14 protein-coding genes and 1 rRNA gene are annotated in these 16261 nt (G+C 49.4%); all 15 read right to left on the bottom strand.

The genetic code is table 11. From position 1 onward, the window contains the following. Window positions 1-170: 170 nt before the first annotated feature. Window positions 171-1682 (bottom strand): 16S ribosomal RNA (locus HMPREF1492_RS04735). A 544-nt stretch (window positions 1683-2226) separates the two neighbouring features. Next, window positions 2227-3642, bottom strand: coding sequence for a phosphohexomutase domain-containing protein (locus HMPREF1492_RS04740; protein WP_035436486.1), 1416 nt, complete (start codon window positions 3640-3642; stop codon window positions 2227-2229). Next, on the bottom strand, window positions 3623-4516 hold the full coding sequence (locus tag HMPREF1492_RS04745) for a UTP--glucose-1-phosphate uridylyltransferase (RefSeq protein WP_035436489.1): 894 nt from the start codon (window positions 4514-4516) through the stop codon (window positions 3623-3625). The genes HMPREF1492_RS04740 and HMPREF1492_RS04745 overlap by 20 nt, the downstream gene beginning before the upstream one ends. A 136-nt stretch (window positions 4517-4652) precedes the next feature. Further along, window positions 4653-5081 carry a metal-dependent transcriptional regulator gene (locus tag HMPREF1492_RS04750; protein ID WP_035427232.1) on the bottom strand — a complete coding sequence of 143 codons (429 nt, stop codon included), beginning with the start codon at window positions 5079-5081 and terminating at the stop codon, window positions 4653-4655. Between the two features lie 108 nt (window positions 5082-5189). Beyond that, the gene (locus tag HMPREF1492_RS04755; RefSeq protein ID WP_035427231.1) at window positions 5190-6413 is read right to left on the bottom strand and encodes an LCP family protein; all 1224 of its coding nucleotides are present in this window, start codon (window positions 6411-6413) and stop codon (window positions 5190-5192) included. A 3-nt stretch (window positions 6414-6416) separates the two neighbouring features. Then, the gene (gene murA / locus HMPREF1492_RS04760; protein ID WP_035427229.1) at window positions 6417-7700 is read right to left on the bottom strand and encodes a UDP-N-acetylglucosamine 1-carboxyvinyltransferase; all 1284 of its coding nucleotides are present in this window, start codon (window positions 7698-7700) and stop codon (window positions 6417-6419) included. Window positions 7701-7729: 29 nt separating this feature from the next. Then, complete coding sequence (gene atpC, locus HMPREF1492_RS04765) at window positions 7730-8149, bottom strand: ATP synthase F1 subunit epsilon (RefSeq protein ID WP_035427227.1); 420 nt, start codon at window positions 8147-8149, stop codon at window positions 7730-7732. Window positions 8150-8157: 8 nt separating this feature from the next. After that, a complete protein-coding gene (atpD, locus tag HMPREF1492_RS04770; protein ID WP_198014347.1) occupies window positions 8158-9639 on the bottom strand; it encodes a F0F1 ATP synthase subunit beta in 1482 nt (493 codons plus the stop codon). Then, a complete protein-coding gene (atpG, locus tag HMPREF1492_RS04775) occupies window positions 9639-10556 on the bottom strand; it encodes an ATP synthase F1 subunit gamma (RefSeq protein ID WP_035427225.1) in 918 nt (305 codons plus the stop codon). Before atpG ends, atpD begins: the two co-directional genes overlap by 1 nt. Before the next feature lie 6 nt (window positions 10557-10562). After that, entirely contained in the window at window positions 10563-12236 is a 1674-nt protein-coding gene (gene atpA, locus HMPREF1492_RS04780) for a F0F1 ATP synthase subunit alpha (RefSeq protein WP_035436493.1), read from the bottom strand. After that, complete coding sequence (atpH, locus tag HMPREF1492_RS04785; protein ID WP_035427221.1) at window positions 12236-12709, bottom strand: ATP synthase F1 subunit delta; 474 nt, start codon at window positions 12707-12709, stop codon at window positions 12236-12238. The genes atpA and atpH overlap by 1 nt, the downstream gene beginning before the upstream one ends. Next, window positions 12699-13310 (bottom strand): F0F1 ATP synthase subunit B, encoded by a 612-nt coding sequence (gene atpF / locus HMPREF1492_RS04790; RefSeq protein ID WP_035427219.1) that lies wholly within the window; start codon window positions 13308-13310, stop codon window positions 12699-12701. The genes atpH and atpF overlap by 11 nt, the downstream gene beginning before the upstream one ends. 42 nt (window positions 13311-13352) lie before the next feature. Next, window positions 13353-13547: an ATP synthase F0 subunit C gene (locus HMPREF1492_RS04795; RefSeq protein WP_035436496.1), complete on the bottom strand. Its 195-nt coding sequence runs from the start codon at window positions 13545-13547 to the stop codon at window positions 13353-13355. 136 nt (window positions 13548-13683) lie between these two features. After that, window positions 13684-14484 (bottom strand): F0F1 ATP synthase subunit A, encoded by an 801-nt coding sequence (atpB, locus tag HMPREF1492_RS04800; RefSeq protein WP_035436499.1) that lies wholly within the window; start codon window positions 14482-14484, stop codon window positions 13684-13686. Between the two features lie 450 nt (window positions 14485-14934). Beyond that, window positions 14935-16242 carry an MFS transporter gene (locus tag HMPREF1492_RS04805; protein WP_035436502.1) on the bottom strand — a complete coding sequence of 436 codons (1308 nt, stop codon included), beginning with the start codon at window positions 16240-16242 and terminating at the stop codon, window positions 14935-14937. Window positions 16243-16261: the final 19 nt, after the last annotated feature.

Genomic DNA, 16261 nt, shown 5'->3' on the forward strand with positions numbered 1-16261 from the left:
AGAAAATCGAATTTTTGTTTGTCACACTATGCAGCTCTCAAGGTACGCGAGGGCGAACCCTCGAGACCGAATACTGCGCACTTTCGTGCAACAAAGACATCAACGGGAAAGACGGGAACTACTCGTCAAAAAAGTTAGTGTTATCTCTTCTAAAGAGGGTATCTCCCTAGAAAGGAGGTGATCCAGCCGCACCTTCCGGTACGGCTACCTTGTTACGACTTCACCCCCCTTACCAACCACACCTTCGGCGTCTCCCTCCTAAAAGGTTAGGCCGACGACTTCGGGTGCAATCGACTCGGGTGGTGTGACGGGCGGTGTGTACAAGGCCCGGGAACGCATTCACCGCGGCGTGCTGATCCGCGATTACTAGCAACTCCGACTTCATGGAGGCGGGTTGCAGCCTCCAATCCGAACTGGGACCGGCTTTAGGGATTCGCTCACCCTCGCGGGTTGGCAGCCCATTGTGCCGGCCATTGTAGCACGTGTGTAGCCCAGGACATAAGGGGCATGATGACTTGACGTCGTCCCCACCTTCCTCCGGCTTGACGCCGGCGGTCTCGTATGGGTGCCCGGCCTAACCGCTGGCAACATACGACGAGGGTTGCGCTCGTTGCAGGACTTAACCTAACATCTCACGACACGAGCTGACGACAGCCATGCACCACCTGTTTAGGCTCCTTTCGGCCACGACGTTTCCGCCGCTTCACCTAAATGTCAAGCCCTGGTAAGGTTCTTCGCGTTGCTTCGAATTAAACCACATGCTCCGCTGCTTGTGCGGGCCCCCGTCAATTCCTTTGAGTTTTAGCCTTGCGGCCGTACTCCCCAGGCGGGACACTTAATGCGTTAGCTGCGGCACGGAAGAAATATTCCCCCACACCTAGTGTCCATCGTTTACGGCTAGGACTACCAGGGTATCTAATCCTGTTTGCTCCCCTAGCTTTCGCTCCTCAGCGTCAGTTATGGCCCAGAAGGCCGCCTTCGCCACTGGTGTTCTTCCTAATATCTGCGCATTCCACCGCTACACTAGGAATTCCACCTTCCCCTACCAAACTCAAGTCTGCCGGTATCGGGAGCGAACGGGGGTTGAGCCCCCGGATTTAACTCCCGACCTAACAGACCGCCTACGAGCGCTTTACGCCCAATGAATCCGGATAACGCTTGCCCCCTACGTATTACCGCGGCTGCTGGCACGTAGTTAGCCGGGGCTTCTTCTGCAGGTACCGTCACTTTCGCCTCGTCCCTGCTGAAAGCGGTTTACAACCCGAAGGCCTTCATCCCGCACGCGGCGTCGCTGCATCAGGCTTTCGCCCATTGTGCAAGATTCCCCACTGCTGCCTCCCGTAGGAGTCTGGGCCGTGTCTCAGTCCCAATCTGGCTGGTCGGTCTCTCAACCCAGCTACCCATCATTGCCTTGGTAGGCCGTTACCCCACCAACAAGCTAACAGGCCGCGGGCCCATCCCTCTCCGCCGGAGCTTTCTCGAGTCTTCCATGCGGAAGTCTCGAAGTATTCGGTATTATCCACGGTTTCCCGTGGCTATCCCAATGAGAGGGGCAGGTTGCCCACGTGTTACTCAGCCGTTCGCCACTTTATACACACCCGAAGGTGCTTTAATCGTTCGACTTGCATGTGTTAGGCGCGCCGCCAGCGTTCATCCTGAGCCAGGATCGAACTCTCCATTCAAAATTAAACTGACTAAAAGTCAGTACAATTTAAAGTTGAGTTGAATCCACGTCTCTAAAATCCCGCTGATCTCGGATTCGCTGAAATTATGAATTGACTATTGAACAAAATGTTCAAATTCGAATTTCGCTTGTCTGTCTTTGCTGATCTTTCGATCGCAGTATCCGGTTTTCAAGGTTCGCTGCGCTGCGATTTCACATTGCGTGGTGCGCGGCGCGGGGAATAACTATACGCACTTACGACTCGTTTGTGAAGATGATTTTGTATCTTCTTAATTCCTCCACAATTTCTACACAATTCGTAGTCTTTAGTGAACTAATGCGTATATTGGGCACTAAATTCCCTTTGTCGTCTAGTAGTAACACTTTATTTTTCAACTATATATAGTGTTGTCATTTTGCGTTAGTTTTTACGCTTTTTTGACATTATCTTTGTGCGAGCTTTACGCGATTTTGACGTTGTCTTCTTGCGCGTTTTTACGCTGCCTTTTGCGGTGTCTTTTACGCTGCCATTTAAACGGTCTTCTCGACACGCTTTGTTTGGGCTAAATCTCGTCTTTGACAATCTGGCAAGCAGCATCAAGAAGTTGATCGCGAAGTGTCTCGTTAGCAGCCTCAGAATACACGCGTACCAGCGCATCCATACGAGAAGGACGAATGAGCACCCAAGAATCGTCTTTAAACTGAAGCTTAAGGCCATCGGCATGGCTTACCGAAACAGGAACTTTACCTGCAACGTTTTCTGGATTGAGGCCTGGAAGGATGTTTCTGAACGCCTGAGTGGCTGCAGCATCAAGTCGCACTCCTCGCCTGCTATAACACATGCGACCCAGTTCAGCCTCATCCTCAGAGACAAGCTGTGCAAGCGATTTATGGGTATACGCTAGCATTTCCACGACAAGCAGGGCCACAAGCAGGCCATCTCGCTCCAAAAGATGACTTGGAATACAGATTCCGCCGTATTCCTCTGCGGCGAGAAGGACGTCTCCTTGCTCAATCTCTGAATAAAGTCGAGCAAATCCAACAGGCACGCTTGCAGACTCTAGTCCAAGATGAGCTGCCTGCCTGGATACCGTTGCCGAACAGGTCAGTGTAGAAATAACGCGGCCGGTTTGCTTTCTATTTTGTACAAGATGGCGTGTGATAAGCGGAATAAGCTCGTGTGGACTAAGAAGTCGGCCGGTTTCATCTACGGCAGCAGCGCGGTCTCCGTCACAATCAAGCAAAAGGCCCAGCTGTGCATGGCGGCTTACCACCATCGAAGAGCACTCATCAGCCCAAGGGTCCGCTGGTTGTGGGTGAATGCCACCAAAATCCCTGACAGGACCTTGGTGCATCTGGTGTACAACACATCCAGCTGCGGAAAGTACGTCAGCAAGCAGGCCTGTTGCCGCACCATACATAGGATCAACTACCACGCTCGGGCGCAGCTCCTTAATAACAGACACATTAATCTGATTAAGCAGCGCACTTTTATAAGGCGTCACAATATCTGTTGTGGTAAAAGTCCCACGCTGATCTGTTGGCTCAAGCGGCGTTGCGGATTCCACGCGCTGGAGAAAATCGCGAGAAACTGGACCTCCATTAGCAGCGCGAATAATCATGCCGCAATATTCGCAGGAAAGCTCAGTTGCAGAAATGATGAGGCCACCAGCTACATTATTATGATGTGCACAGGCCCAACAAACAGATGGAGTGGGGCAAAAAGTCTCGGACACACGCACGTCTAAACCAAAGGAAGCCAATGTTGCAGCGGCTTCAAGAGCAGACGAATCTGCTTCAAAGCGTGTGTCAAAACCGACAAACACAATACCGCCAGGCAGCTCCTCTGACCAGACGGTACCAAGGGCCTCTGCAAGTCTAACTACATTATCCCTGGTAAAGCCTTTATCATAGCGGGCTTGCCAGCCATCGCTGCCAAAGCGGAGTATGTCGGGTCTTTTATCCAATGCGGTTGGCATAGCTGCCGAGCGCCTCTTTAAATGCTGCTGCAGAGCTCTGATCAGAGAGTGCCATACGAGCATTAGTTGCTGCCCAAGCTGCAGGAGTACCGGTATCGCAGCCCTCTTCCGCGTCGATTACCAGCGCATACATCTCTTCCTCAGCAAGCAGGCGCTCCATTGCATCTGTCAGCTGAATCTCGTTGCCGGCACCAGGACCCTGAGTTGCCAGGAGCTCCATAATCTTTGGAGAAAGCAGGTAACGACCAACGATAAACAGGTGAGAAGGTGCGTCCTCTGGACGAGGCTTCTCGACAAGGCCTGTTACCTTCCAAATAGCACCCTCGCCCTCAGAGTTATCTGAAGGAGAAGAGATGCACTCACCTGCGATAATACCGTAGCGATTCACCTGATCTGCAGGAACTGGAGCAACTGCAATGACGGAAGCGCCATTGTGCTGCTTGGAAATCTCTGCCATGCGGATGCACATCTGACGGTCTGGAACAAAGTAATCGCCGAGAAGTACAAAGAATGGCTGGTCACCTACACCGTCTGCAGCGCAAAGCACGGCATGGCCAAGGCCACGCGGATTGTCCTGATAGGTAAAGGAAACAGGAAGCGCAGAAGCTGCATGGATCTTCTCGGCAAGGTCTTGCTTTCCACGAGAAGAAAGGTCTGCTTCAAACTTCTGGTCTTCAGCAAAGTAGGTTTCAATCTGTGGCTTCTCGCGAGAATTGATGATGATTACCTCATCGACCTCTTCTGGCTCAAGAGCCTCTTCTACTACGTACTGAATGACGGGCTTATCCAAAACAGGCAACAGCTCTTTAGGGGTTACCTTTGTTGCAGGTAGAAAACGCGTACCTAGACCTGCTGCTGGGATAATTGCCTTCATGTGTTTACCTTTCACCTATGAGCCCTGTTGGCTCTGCACACCTAACGTGCGCTTTTTAGAATGGCGGTTTTGCCGCCGATAAACTCAAATGACAGGCGCCTTTATACGTACCAGTTTGCATAAGCGCCAGGTTACATTACTTGCTTGGAATCTCAATTCCGCGCTTCTCAAGGAATTCAATGAGCTTGGCCAGCGTGTCTACAGAAAGCGAGTGCTCCATAAGGCAAGCCTCTGCGTCTGCGGTCTCTGTGTCTACGCCCAAGTCCTCCTCAAGGAAGGTGCGAAGCGCACGGTGAGCACGCCAAGTGGTACGGGCATTTGCCTCGCCTTCTTTGGTCAGCGTGACACGACCATAACGGCTCTGCTCAACCATGTCCTGCTCTTTAAGCTGGGACAGTGCCTTGTTGACGCTTGCCTTGGAAACATCGAGGCTTTCGGCAATATCAACAGAGCGGACGCTCTTATCGTCATCCGGCTGCTCAAGTGCAATTCGATAAATTGCCTCGAGATAGTCCTCGCCGGCTTTTGTCAGTGTGTGGTCGTTTTGTACGTTATCGTTGGCCATAACTCTCCTCCGACGACTGATTGACAGTCTTTTTTATGCAAAATCAGTTGCGCTACGCAACGAAACTATTTCTAACACTTGAATGATACCCAAAAACGGCGCTTAGTTTTACTGGCGAGAAGAGCTGTTTGAAGATTCTGAGGACTCTTCTGAACTTTTCTCGGCAGCCTCAGCATTTGCCTCGGCATCTGTTTGTCCGTTTAAACTAGATGGATCGTCTCCTGCATCAATTACTTTCATCATCTTTGCAAGTGCATCTTTATCTGCAATAACATACGACTGGCCATCAATTTCTGTTCCCTCGGATGGTACGTATGCCGTATAGATATCCTTGTCAGTGTTCATGCCAATCATCTGAGTGCCCAAAGAAATAATGTCTGAGACAGATAGATCGGTAATAACCATGCTTGCTGTTGAATTGACAGTATTTGCAATGGCTACAGGGTCTCCTGTGTTCAGAATCTGAGCAATCATAGCCTTGATGAAGGTTCTCTGATGGCGCATGCGGGTGTAATCGCTGTCTGCAAAAGCGTAGCGAACACGAGTAAAGAAGAGTGCTTGAGCACCGTTCAGTTTCTGAACGCCAGGGTACAGTTCAACAACGTCGCTGAAGTTCTCTGTGTCACGCATGTACTGCTCAACGTTTACGGTTACGCCACCAAGAGCATCTGTAATGCCTGCGAGACCATCAAAGTTGACCTCTGCATAGTGGGCAATATGTACGCCGCACAGTTCATTTACAGCTTGTACCATGCCATTTGCGCCGTCATAGTAGTGGACGGCGTTAATCTTCATGTAAGAACCCTTCCACAAGACACGGGTATCTCGTGGAATAGAGAGCATAGTCACACGCTTATGGATAGGGTCAACACGCGCCAAAATAATGGAATCCGCACGATATTCAGTCTCGCCAGGTCGACCGTCGGTTCCTAGAAGCAGCATATAATAGGGGTCGCTTGGTGCAGAAGGCTCCTGAAGCGTCTGACGAAGCTCAGCAGTAATGACCTGTGAGTTATTGAGCTGCGCCTGAACGCTTGCATACCAGATACCTGCGCCCACCACAGCGGCAACAAAAACAGCAGCAAGAACGCCCAGAAGCGACCTGACTACCATCTGCTTTCTGAAGACACGCTTACGACGCTTGTGGTAGCCCTCTGCCTGCGTGCGACTAAAAGGAGAGTTACTAACCGCAGCGTTCTGCGACGTATTGGCTGCAGCGCTTGGTGCAGTACCTTGGGTACTTCCCGTAGCAGTATTTTGTGCAGTGTCAGCCGAAGCGCCCTGTGCGGCCCCGTTGTCGAGCAGTTTTGCATGCTTTGGTTTAGTTGACACAAACTATCCTTCGATAAAGTCGTCGTCTGGAATGGTAGTGCGCTGAGCATCTGCTCCCAGCGTGACGAGTTTCTCGACAAATCCTTCGTAACCGCGGTCAATGTGATGAATGGCAGAAACGATTGTTTCTCCCTCGGCCACAAGACCAGCCATAACAAGCGCAGCACCACCACGAAGATCTGGTGACTTGACCTGCGCCCCCTCAAAGCCGGAGACGCCGCGAACAATAGCGTGATGGCCCTCAATGGTAATATCGGCTCCCATGCGAGAAAGCTCAGACGCCAACATAAAGCGATTCTCAAAGACGTTTTCCGTGATAATGCAGGTGCCCTTAGCCAGAGCAAGCAGCGTCATGGTCTGTGCCTGCATGTCTGTTGGGAAACCCGGGAATGGCAGCGTCTGGATATCGATAGCTTTAAGATCTTGCTGACGAGAAGCCCTTGCCCACCTATCTCCAGTCTCGATGGTAATGCCCATCTGCTCGTACTTTTTAAGTACCAGACCAAGGTGATTTGGCTCAAAACCGTGAACAGTAATAGGCTCACCAGTAAGCGCACCAATAGCCAAGAAGGTACCAGCCTCAATGCGGTCGCCAACGACTTCATGCTCAACAGGATGCAGCTCTGTGACGCCGTGAATCTCAATAACAGGAGATCCAGCACCCTGAATGTTAGCGCCCATTTTGTTGAGCATAGTAGCGAGGTCAACAATTTCTGGCTCACGAGCTGCGTTATCAATGACCGTTACACCCTTGGCAAAAACTGATGCCATCATCAGGTTCTCTGTTGCACCAACGGAAGCAAAGGCCAGAGAAACGGTCTCGCCAGTTATGCCGTGAGGAGCGCTTGCGTGAATATTGCCGTGCTCAACCTTAAATTCAACACCCAAAGCCTCGAGGCCCAGGATGTGCATGTCAATTTTGCGAGCACCGATATTACAACCGCCTGGCATCGCCACAACAGCCTTGCCAAAACGAGAAATAAGGGGACCCAAAACAGCAGTTGATGCACGCATCTGTGCGACAAGACTGTAAGGAGTCTCCCAGCTTGTAATATCTGTGGTATCAATTTTGAGCTCGTGAAGACCAACGACTTCAATGCGAGCGCCTAACGTCTTGAGCACCTTGCCCATGACGTGAACGTCTGCAATATTAGGAACGTTAGTGAGCGTAGTAACACCAGGAGCCATGATGGTTGCAGCCATCAATTTAAGGGCGGAGTTTTTTGCACCCTCTACAGTGACCTCTCCTGTGACAGAACGGCCACCTACTACTTTTATGACGTCCATAAACCTCCGAAAACGACAGTGAGAGAATTTTACTCCTCAACCACTTGCTTCAGAAGTAGATTACACCAGTCTATCTTTTTTTCGTAGTAGGCACGACGATTATCGTCTTCTGGAAGAGAAAGCATCTGGTCAATGACGTCATCTCTTGTCTCGCGCACAACATCTGCATCAATGTCATCAACGCGACGAGCATGATCTGCCAAGATAATGACTCCTGTTGGATCGATTTCTGCGTATCCACCAGAAATCACTATCTTGGTCATAGATTCTTCATTCTCTGGATGAGGCATGTGCAGTCTTACAACACCATCGCCAAGCGCAATGATTTCTGGTGCGTGGCCTGGCCACACACCATACTCTCCATCTGCTGAAGCAAGAATCAGACTTTCAACGGTTCCTTCGTAAAGGAGCTTATCTGGTCTGACAAACTGACAAGTCAACTCAGCCATGAGAAATCCTAGTTCTGTGAGCTATCCGAAGCGGACATCTTTGCAGCGCGCTCGCGAACATCTTCGATGGTGCCTGCAAAACGGAATGCCTGCTCAGGAAGGTCATCGCACTTACCGTCAATAATCTCTGCAAACGAGCGGACAGTCTCCTCAACGGTGCAGTACGTACCAGGGTTACCGGTGAACTTCTCGGCAACGTGGAATGACTGAGAGAGGAACTGCTGAATCTTACGGGCGCGAGCAACAGTTTGCTGCTGCTCCTCAGAAAGCTCGTCCATACCCAGGATTGCAATGATGTCCTGAAGGTCGGAGTACTCCTGCAGAGTCTCCTGAACTGCCATAGCAACACGGTAGTGCTCTTCACCAACAATGGACGGATCAAGAGCAGAACTGGAGCTAGCCAGAGGATCAACTGCTGGGTAAATACCAAGCTCGGTAATAGCACGAGAAAGAACGGTAGTTGCATCCAAGTGCGTAAAGGTTGTAGCAGGAGCAGGGTCAGTAAGGTCGTCTGCAGGGACGTAAACTGCCTGTACGGAAGTAATAGAGCCTTCCTTGGTGGAAGTAATACGCTCCTGAAGCTCGCCCATCTCTGTAGCCAGGGTTGGCTGGTAACCAACTGCGGAAGGCATACGGCCGAGAAGTGCGGAAACCTCAGAACCTGCCTGAGAGAAGCGGAAGATGTTGTCGATGAACAACAGAACATCCTGGCCCTGATCACGGAAGTACTCTGCAGTAGTAAGACCTGCAAGAGCAACACGCATACGAGCTCCTGGTGGCTCGTTCATCTGACCATAGACGAGGCAGGTCTTGTTAATAACGCCAGACTCAGTCATCTCGAGGAAGAGGTCGGTACCCTCACGAGTACGCTCTCCAACGCCGGTGAATACGGATGTACCACCGTGCTGCTGAGCCAGGTTGTTAATAAGCTCCTGAATCAGAACGGTCTTACCAACGCCAGCGCCACCAAAGAGGCCAGTCTTTCCGCCTCGAACATAAGGCTCGAGAAGATCGATTGCCTTGATGCCTGTCTCAAAAATCTCTGTCTCAGTAGTGAGCTCTTCGAAGAGAGGTGCTGGGTGGTGAATTGGATAATACTCAACGTCTTCAGGAATTTCTCCACCATCAACTGGCTGACCCATAACGTTCCAGACGCGGCCCAGCGTAGATTTGCCTACTGGCATCATCATTGGCTTGCCGGTGTCCTTAACGCGAAGGTTACGCTGAAGACCATCGGTTGACGACATAGCGACGGTACGAACAACACCACCGGGAAGCTGAGACTCAACCTCAAGAACGGTGCTGACGTGACCAACAGGCGTGTCATCCTCTACCGTCAGTGCGGTATAGATGCTTGGAACAGGTCCGTCGAACTTAACGTCGACAACTGGTCCAACTACGCGAACGATTACGCCATCGTCAACGTGCTGATTGCGCTTGTTGAGAATAGCTTCCTCAAAGGAAGAAGTCTCTACTTGCATATCTGACATTACATATCCTCCAATGCTGCAGCACCACCGATAATCTCATTGAGCTCAGTGGTAATTGCGCCCTGGCGTTCGCGATTGTACGTACGGCTAAGAGCGCCTAAGACGTTCTCAGCATTATCAGTTGCAGACTGCATTGCACGACGGCGTGCACCATGCTCGGCTGCAGCAGAATCAAGAAGTGCGTGGAAGATGACCGTCTTGATATAAGCGGGCATCAACGAATCAAGTACCTGAGAAGCAGATGGCGAGAATTGATATTCACTCTTGTTATACGTCTTCACCTGTGAGAGGGCTTCTTCGGTACGTGGTTTATTAGGAATCGTGAGTTTATCGCGCGAAATAGGAAGAAGTTGCTCTGTAACCTGCTCTTGGTCAACACGGTTCTTTGCATGCCAGTACTTGATTACGACACGATCAATCTTACCCTTGATATAGCCATCCATGATATAGGAGGCAATACGATCAGCCTGGTCTGCTGTAGGCTCAGAGGAAATGCCTACATAAGACATGGTGGGCTTGATATTTCTATACGTAAAGTACTCAGTTGGCTTGCGTCCGCAAGTAATTATCTCGGACGACACACCCTTAGCCTTAAGACGTGCCATCTCATGCTCAACCTCGCGTTGAGGCAGGATGTTAAATCCGCCTGCAAGGCCACGGTCAGATGCGATGACTAAGAACAGCACGTTCTTCTCGACTTTATGTGTAGCAAGAAGAGGCTGTTTCTTAGGATTAAAGCCAGCGCCTGCTACATTTGCAAGCATAAGGGTAATAGCTTCCTTATATGGCGAAGCAGCCTCGGCCCTATCAAGTGCCTTGCGGACACGCGCTGTCGAAATCATCGACATCGTGCGCGTAATCTGCATGGTGCTCCTGATGGAGCTCATACGCCTCGATATTTCGTGAAGGTTCGCCATTGATAATTACTCCTGCAATGAACCCTGGGTTACTGCGTCAAAAGAGCCTGGTGTGTCTGAATTAGCTTCTGCCTCATCCACAACCTTGTTTGGATGCTCTTCCAAGAACTTAGCCTTGAAGTGCTTAATGTGATCACTCAAGCGCTCTGCCTGCTCATCAGAAATCTTTCCGTTGCGCAGAGAGTTGCGGAGCTGTGGGTGATACTCACTCATGTACTGAGCAAGGCCATCACGGAAGAGAGCAACGTTCTCAAGATCAACGTCATCAATGAAGTTCTCTTTTGCAGCGTAAATTGCGCAAATCTGGTCTACTACGTCCAGAGCTGAATAACGTGGCTGCTTGAGAAGCTCCATCATATGAGCACCGTGGTTGAGCTGGTACTGCGTAGTTGCATCCAAGTTGGATCCGAACTGCGAGAATGCCTGCTTCTCACGATAACTTGCAAGGTCCAGACGAAGTGTACCTGCAACCTGCTTCATTGCCTTGACCTGAGCGTCGCCACCAACGCGGGATACAGAAATACCTACGTCGACTGCTGGGCGCTGGCCCTGGAAGAAGAGATTAGACTGCAGATAAATCTGGCCGTCTGTAATGGAAATGACGTTTGTAGGAATGTATGCAGAAACGTCGCCTTCCTGCGTCTCAATAATTGGAAGTGCGGTAAGAGAACCTGCTCCGTTTTCATCGGAGAGCTTACATGCACGCTCCAGCAAGCGTGAGTGCAGGTAGAAAATATCACCAGGATATGCCTCACGTCCTGGTGGACGATGAAGCGTCAGTGACATCTGACGGTATGCAACTGCCTGCTTAGAGAGGTCATCGTAAACAACAAGAACGTGTCCGCCTGGATGGTCTTTGTCAGCAGGCTTGCCGTCCTTATCGTTATACATAAAGAACTCACCAATAGCAGCGCCTGCCATAGGGGCAATGTACTGCATTGGAGCAGAATCGGCTGCGGTAGCTGCAACAATGACGGTCTTGTCAAGAACACCATGGCGGGAAAGAGACTCGCGGATGTTTGCAACTGTAGACGCCTTCTGACCGATGGCGACATAGATACAAACCATATCGGTGTTCTTCTGGTTTACGATTGCGTCAATTGCGATAGCGGTCTTACCGGTCTTACGGTCACCAATGATCAACTCACGCTGACCACGGCCGACAGGAACCATAGCGTCAATTGCCAGAAGTCCAGTCTGAACTGGCTCGCAAACAGGCTGGCGCTGCATGATGCCAGGAGCCTTGAACTCAATAGGGCGACGATGTGTAGCGTGGATAGCGCCAAGTCCATCAATAGGCTGGCCCAGTGGGTTAACAACACGACCAAGCATGTCAAAACCAGCTGGAATATCCATGACGCGGCCGGTTGTACGGCACTCGTCGCCTTCCTTAATCTCAGAAACTTCGCCGAACAAAACAGCGCCGACTGAAGTTTCATCAAGGTTCTGAGCAAGACCGAATACGCTGTGGCCCGTAACGGAGCTAGTGAACTCCAGCAACTCGCCTGCCATAGCGCTGCGTAGACCAGCAACACGAGCAATACCGTCTGCTACCTCAATAACAGCAGATACCTCTTGCTGGGATACAGTTGAATTGACCTTAGAAAGGCGCTCTCTAAGCTGTGCCATGACGGCATCTGAGCTCAGCGTTCCTTCCTGTATAGTGGTCTTATCAGTCATTACAATTCACTTTCAACGTGATCTGAAGAGAGCCTACTCTTAATGTGAGTGAGCTGTGTCTTTACCGATGCATCATAACGATGATCACGTGCCTCAACTACAATGCCGCCCAAAATCTTGGGATTAACACGCTCAATAAGATACACCTGAGTATTGAAGTTCTTCTCGAGCTTCTCGGTGACCTTTGCACGTAACTCATCATCAAGAGGCATTGTAGTAGTTACCGTTACTGTAAGTGTCTTGTCTTCTTCTTCAAGAAGCTCCTGGAACGTAGCGGCAACATCATTGATAAGGTTGACATCCTCACTCGCCTGCATAGCACCAAGAGTCTCAAGAACTTCTGGAGAGAACTTCTTTGCGTGCTGCACCTGTACAAGGTCTGCAGTTGCACGACCCTCTGCGCGGCCAGCCTCCAGGAGTGCCCTGGTATAGCCCTCTACTTTTCTGTCTTGATCGTCTTTATTAGTGCTCATCTGGAGTACCTACTTCCGCAAGGTACTTTTCGGCAAGAGCACGCTGCTGCTCTACTGAAAGCTCGTTGCCAATAATCTTTCCGGCAATATCGACGGCAAGATCAACAACGGAATCAGAAAGCTCAGCCATGGCGTGACGACGCTCAGACTCTACAACGCCCTTACCCTTAGTAATAATCTCGACAGCTTCTGCCTTTGCCTGCTCGATAATACGAGCACGCTCTTCTTCGCCCTCACGCTTAGCAGCAGAAACAATCTCGTCTGCTTGCTGCTTAGCTGCGTCGATACCAGCTGCTGCGATTTCACGATCCTTGTTGGCTTCCTCGCGAGCCTTTGCTGCAGCGTCCAGATCGCCTTGGATCTTCTCTTGACGCTTGTCAAGCATACGTAGAACGGAAGGCCATACAAACTTTGCTACAACAGCAAAGATGATCAGAAACGCAATCAGAGCAGGAACAAACTCAGCGGGCTTTGGAAGAAGAATATCGGCACCACTTGCACCCTCTTCAGCAAGTGCGACTGAGGGAGCCATTGCCACAAGTAGAGCAGCAGTTGCGCCTACTGTGCTGGCTTTTTTAACTCCCTTACAAATCGTATTCATGCATTCCTCCAACGTAGCGTTTTCGCTGTTACAAACAGTAATTTACTTAACCATCAAGGTAACAACGAAGCCAATCAGGGTAAGTGCCTCGATGAATGCGCAGCCAAGAATAAAGACTGTGAAGAGACGACCCTGAACCTCAGGCTGACGAGCCATGTTGTTAGCGGCACTCGTTGCTACGAAGCTAATACAAATTGCTGCTCCCATAACGCAAAGAGCATATCCGAAAATACCCACGATTCCTCCTTTTTCGCTCGCCCCTCTCAAGGCGACCAATATACATACCTATCATCAACTGAGCGTGGGCTCAGATGACTTCATCTTTTGTGCCGTTTGGCACCAGTGTGGCAATGCCACCAACTAAGCGTTTTGCTTAGTGCTCAGACTCTACCAGCTGGATGTAGACAGTAGAGAGTAGGGTAAAAACGTATGCCTGAATGAAAGCAACAATAGTTTCTACCAAGTAAATGATAATCAACAGCAAGATCCAGAAAATCGAAAATCCTGCCTGGGCGGCTGTTGATGCGGAGAAGTTCTCAATCGCTGGCATAAAGTACATAGATGCAAGAATTGCAAACGTACCCATGACGATGTGACCTGCATACATGTTGCAGAACAGACGGACAGCCAGAGTAACCAGACGAAGGAATGTTGAGAAGACCTCAATAACCCAGATAACTGCTGCGATAACAGGATTAACGCCCTTTGGTGCAAGACTCAAGATGTAGCCAATAACACCCATCTTTTTTGCACCTACATACATAAAGTATCCAAGGGAGCAAAGACCAAGAGCGGCGGTGACACCAATGGTGCCAGTACCTGGGTGTGCGCCAGGAATAAGGCCAATGATGTTGTTGATCAGAATAAACATAAACATGGTAATCAAGAATGGGAAGTGTGTGCGCCACGTTTCTCCAAGAGAAGCTTTGCAGACGTCATCTCTGATGTACTCAATCAGATACTCAACACCATTAACAAAGCGTCCCTGAGGAGCAATGCTCTCTGCCTGCTTCTTCTTAAACCTAAAGCAGACAATCAGAAAAATCACAGCAGCGATTAAGAAATAGAAAATGTAGTTCGTGAAACCAAAGGTGGTGTTACCAACCAATGCGTGTGGCAAAAAACTTTCGAGCAGCTCGGCCATCTCTGCTGGCAACTGCGCAAGAACATCCACTCTGTCTCAACCTCCCCATACAATCTGCAACCATTTCAGATTGCCCGTCACTGCTCAGCATACTTGAAACGCAACGTAAGATGCCAAGAATATGCCACTTGGAGTGTATTATCTACCACTCGGCGTGCATATTTGCGACGAACGGCGATACTAGCACTAAATGAATGCATAGTCACGATTACAAAATCAAATAATTGACTTATGCTCAAACTCTCACATTACTGACACATTTCGTGTTAGCTGCCGTTATTGATTCATTCAACTATAACACTAATAAACTGCTGTTACGTCGCTTTTCTCAGTAAGTATTTATACAGCAAGAGAAATGTGTCTTGATATGCTTACTTAAGTAGTTTCTTTTAGTTATTTATATTCAGCCCCAATCAATAAACAAACACGCGCAAGAAATTATTTATCTCTTGCGCGTGCGGGAAGGGGTCTAACTTAACCCTAAATCGCTACCGATGCTTTATAAAACTCAAGTTGAGCCTCTTCGCTTACAACGGGAGCTTTAACTTCCTTCGGAAGTAGTAGGGCCATGACTGCAGAAAGGATAAATCCGCAAAGAGCAAAGATTACTGACGCGGTGTAGTTGCCTGTCATATCGGCCAAAAAACCACCCATAAAAGATCCAGTTGCTGGACCTACAAACATAACAATTAGCGTTGCAAATCCCCAAACTTTGCCGAAATATTTATTTCCAAAAACTGCGCCAGCATAGCCAGCACAACCACCTGGCTCAACTGCCCAGTAACAAGCAAATAGAACACAGCAAATTGCGCCCAGCCATAATTGATCCGCCTTCATCATCAAGAGAAGAACACAACCAATTGCGCCTACAATTGGCCCGGCAATAAGAACAAGTCGTCTTGCCTCCGGCTCATTTCCTTTTGACTTAACAAGTCGATCGGCAACCTTACCTAGTAGAGGCATGGTAAATATTCCACATACTCCAATAATGATATACATATTGGAGGCAGTTCCTAAATCCATGCTCAGATTTACGGTCCAGTACTTAACAATTTGGGACCAAATCAGGAATTCTCCAAGCATGGCAAAAAGGAAGGCTAAAATATCACACCACATCGCTCTGGTACGAAATGCCTCTGCAACTGTGAAGTCATGGGCTTTTCCTTCCTTCTTTTGTGGGAGCTGACCAAATGGCTCCAATCCAAGGTCACCTGGATTACGCTGAGCTACAAGCGCGGAAACTGAAAGCAGCGCCAAAAATACAAAGCCCATAATCAACATAACAGTACGCCAAGCTGATGCGTTTTGAGCAAGGAATGGCTTCATGAATAAGGTTAGTAATACTTGCGAGATAGGAGCGCCGGCGAAGGCAATTCCCCATGCGGTTGAGTATCGATCACCTATAAACCATTTACGACATGATGTTGTCGAAGATACCCACAACATGCCTGTACCAATTCCAGCAAACACGCCATAAGTAAAGAAATAAATATAAATGTCATTAATAAACGAAGTGGCCACCATTCCAAGGCAACAAAACACGGCTCCGGCAAAATAAACAGGACGGCAGCCACTTTTATCAACAATCTTGCCTGCAAAAAAGGCAGTTACCGCATAAACCATCATCATAAGAGAGTATCCCATAGACAACTGAGATCCAGTCCATCCTAGGTCTTTTCCCATAGGGACCTGAAGAATTGAAAAGGTCGAGCGGAAACCAAATAAACAGAAGCAAGCAAGGAAGGCTGCTAATACTACCTTTCGAGAGGTCGACTTAGCATCTTTCATAAGATGCCCCCAATCATTT

Origin of the sequence: Atopobium sp. BS2, assembly GCF_000565075.1 — a bacterium.
In the GTDB taxonomy this organism is placed as follows: domain Bacteria; phylum Actinomycetota; class Coriobacteriia; order Coriobacteriales; family Atopobiaceae; genus Lancefieldella.

Excerpts from the sequence above, each read along its gene's own strand:
- atpD (WP_198014347.1), bottom strand. The coding sequence starts at position 9,639 with ATGTCAGATATGCAAGTAGAGACTTCTTCCTTTGAGGAAGCTATTCTC.
- atpH (WP_035427221.1), bottom strand. The coding sequence starts at position 12,709 with ATGAGCACTAATAAAGACGATCAAGACAGAAAAGTAGAGGGCTATACC.
- murA (WP_035427229.1), bottom strand. The coding sequence starts at position 7,700 with ATGGACGTCATAAAAGTAGTAGGTGGCCGTTCTGTCACAGGAGAGGTC.
- atpC (WP_035427227.1), bottom strand. The coding sequence starts at position 8,149 with ATGGCTGAGTTGACTTGTCAGTTTGTCAGACCAGATAAGCTCCTTTAC.
- HMPREF1492_RS04750 (WP_035427232.1), bottom strand. The coding sequence starts at position 5,081 with ATGGCCAACGATAACGTACAAAACGACCACACACTGACAAAAGCCGGC.
- HMPREF1492_RS04740 (WP_035436486.1), bottom strand. The coding sequence starts at position 3,642 with ATGCCAACCGCATTGGATAAAAGACCCGACATACTCCGCTTTGGCAGC.
- atpF (WP_035427219.1), bottom strand. The coding sequence starts at position 13,310 with ATGAATACGATTTGTAAGGGAGTTAAAAAAGCCAGCACAGTAGGCGCA.
- atpG (WP_035427225.1), bottom strand. The coding sequence starts at position 10,556 with ATGGCGAACCTTCACGAAATATCGAGGCGTATGAGCTCCATCAGGAGC.
- HMPREF1492_RS04805 (WP_035436502.1), bottom strand. The coding sequence starts at position 16,242 with ATGAAAGATGCTAAGTCGACCTCTCGAAAGGTAGTATTAGCAGCCTTC.
- HMPREF1492_RS04745 (WP_035436489.1), bottom strand. The coding sequence starts at position 4,516 with ATGAAGGCAATTATCCCAGCAGCAGGTCTAGGTACGCGTTTTCTACCT.
- atpA (WP_035436493.1), bottom strand. The coding sequence starts at position 12,236 with ATGACTGATAAGACCACTATACAGGAAGGAACGCTGAGCTCAGATGCC.